This is a genomic window from uncultured Veillonella sp. (assembly GCF_938010505.1).
Lineage (GTDB): Bacteria > Bacillota > Negativicutes > Veillonellales > Veillonellaceae > Veillonella.
The window spans coordinates 1-1,817 of the sequence record NZ_CALLVP010000019.1; the positions used below are offsets into that span (position 1 = coordinate 1).

General features: G+C 42.0%; 1 protein-coding gene. It reads left to right on the forward strand.

Features of this window, described 5'->3' with window-relative positions; all coding sequences use genetic code 11:
• Positions 1-46 precede the first annotated feature (46 nt).
• Entirely contained in the window at positions 47-1,432 is a 1,386-nt protein-coding gene (locus Q0507_RS00815; protein ID WP_298710974.1) for a rod shape-determining protein, read from the forward strand.
• The last annotated feature ends 385 nt before the right edge of the window (positions 1,433-1,817 follow it).

Consider the following 1,817-nt stretch of genomic DNA (forward strand, 5'->3'; position numbering starts at 1 on the left):
GGTTATGATGATTTTGTAGGTAAATTGCAAAGGTTAGGTGCTGATATTGTTCGGGTTGACGAATAAGAGTACGCAGCCAAAACAGAATAAAAAGAAAAGAAGCCGGCGCTCTAAAGGGCCGGCTTTATACAACGAGCAACAGAACTTAGGAGCTGCAAAGGTTGAAAATTCGAAAGCGAGTACTACACGCAAACCTTTGAGAAGAACGAAACGCAAGTCTACTAAGCTTTCTAATGGCGTGGCTAAGCAAGCTAATCATTTGGCCTCCAATATGCGTGAGACCATGGTCAAAGTTACAAAGATGCGTCGTGCTGAACGACGTAGTCGTGAGACTGTAGCGATTGCTAAAACAACGCCAGCTATGACTTTAAAGCGCTTAGTTCGTCCTGAGCAAGTCGGGGATTTGATGAGTCGTTTGAATCGATCCTTAAACTTTGATTTGGGAATTGATTTGGGAACTGTTAATATCCTCATTTTTGCGAAGGGCAAGGGTTTAGTATTAGACGAACCTGCGTATATCGCACGAGATGATAAAACCGGTGATATTCTTGCCTTAGGTGAAGCTGCACGTTCTATGGTAGGGCGTACACCAAAGGGGATATCTGTGATTCGCCCAGTCCAAGCCGGCGTTATTGCGGACTATGACATGACAGAGTTTATGTTAAAATACTTTATCCGCTCCGTTGTACCTGCTTCTCGATTGATGAAGACTCGCATTATTGTGTGTGTGCCGTCTGGAATTACACCAGTTGAAAAACGCGCTATTTTGGAAGCTTTACTCAGAACCGGTGCTAAAAAGACTGTCCTCATTGAAGAGCCCCTAGCAGCGGCCATGGGGACTGGCCTCAATGATGCTAAACATGTAGGGGCGATGGTTGTCGATGTTGGTGGTGGTACCACGGATATTGCCGTTCTTTGTGATACGGGTGTCGTTGTAAGTGAATCGCTTCGCATTGGTGGAGATTCTTTTAACGAATCTATTATTCGTTACATTCGTCGTAAGAAGCGCCTCGTTATTGGTCCCCTAACGGCAGAAAAGATTAAAATCTCTGTAGGGACTGTAGATCGCCGTGCTAAGGAACGCACTATCGAGGTGCGAGGGCGGGATGCGAGCTCGGGTTTGCCGAAGATGGTTGCAGTGAATTCTTTAGAGATTCAACGCGCCTTAGAGGCACAAGTGATGAATATTTTAGAAGGTGTTAAGTCCATTCTGGAAAAAACCCCACCTGAACTTGTGGCTGCTATCAATGATCATGGCATAATTCTTACTGGTGGCGGTGCGCTTATCGATGGATTAGATCGCGTTATTACGCGTTCCATAGGGATTGCTGCATACCTTGTAGAATCTCCAAGATACGCAGTAATTAAAGGCGTTGCAAAGGCTCTAGATGAAATGTCACAACTTCGTGATACATTAGACGAGTTACAATAATATAGTACAATAATATATCATGATGATGTAAGCTTAAATTGACGAGGTTATAGTCTACAGTTATTCTATTTTATGCATAGGGTATCTTTAGATTGTAACCTTGTTTTTGTTTATTTTTTGAATTTTTTATCTTTATGCTGTATACTATAGTAAAAGTATATTGCGTAAAATTGATGTAACAATATAAGACCAATAATATGGTTTGTAGCTATAGAGGAATTAAATATGAAACGTTATCTGTATATGACTTTTGCTGTTTTAGGTCTACTAGGCAGTACCGTTCCTTATGCTGAGGCAGGTAATTTGACAGGAGTGCGCGTATCTAATCATGAAGGCACAAGCCGAATTGTTTTAGATGTATCTGAAATGCCTGTATCTTGGACTC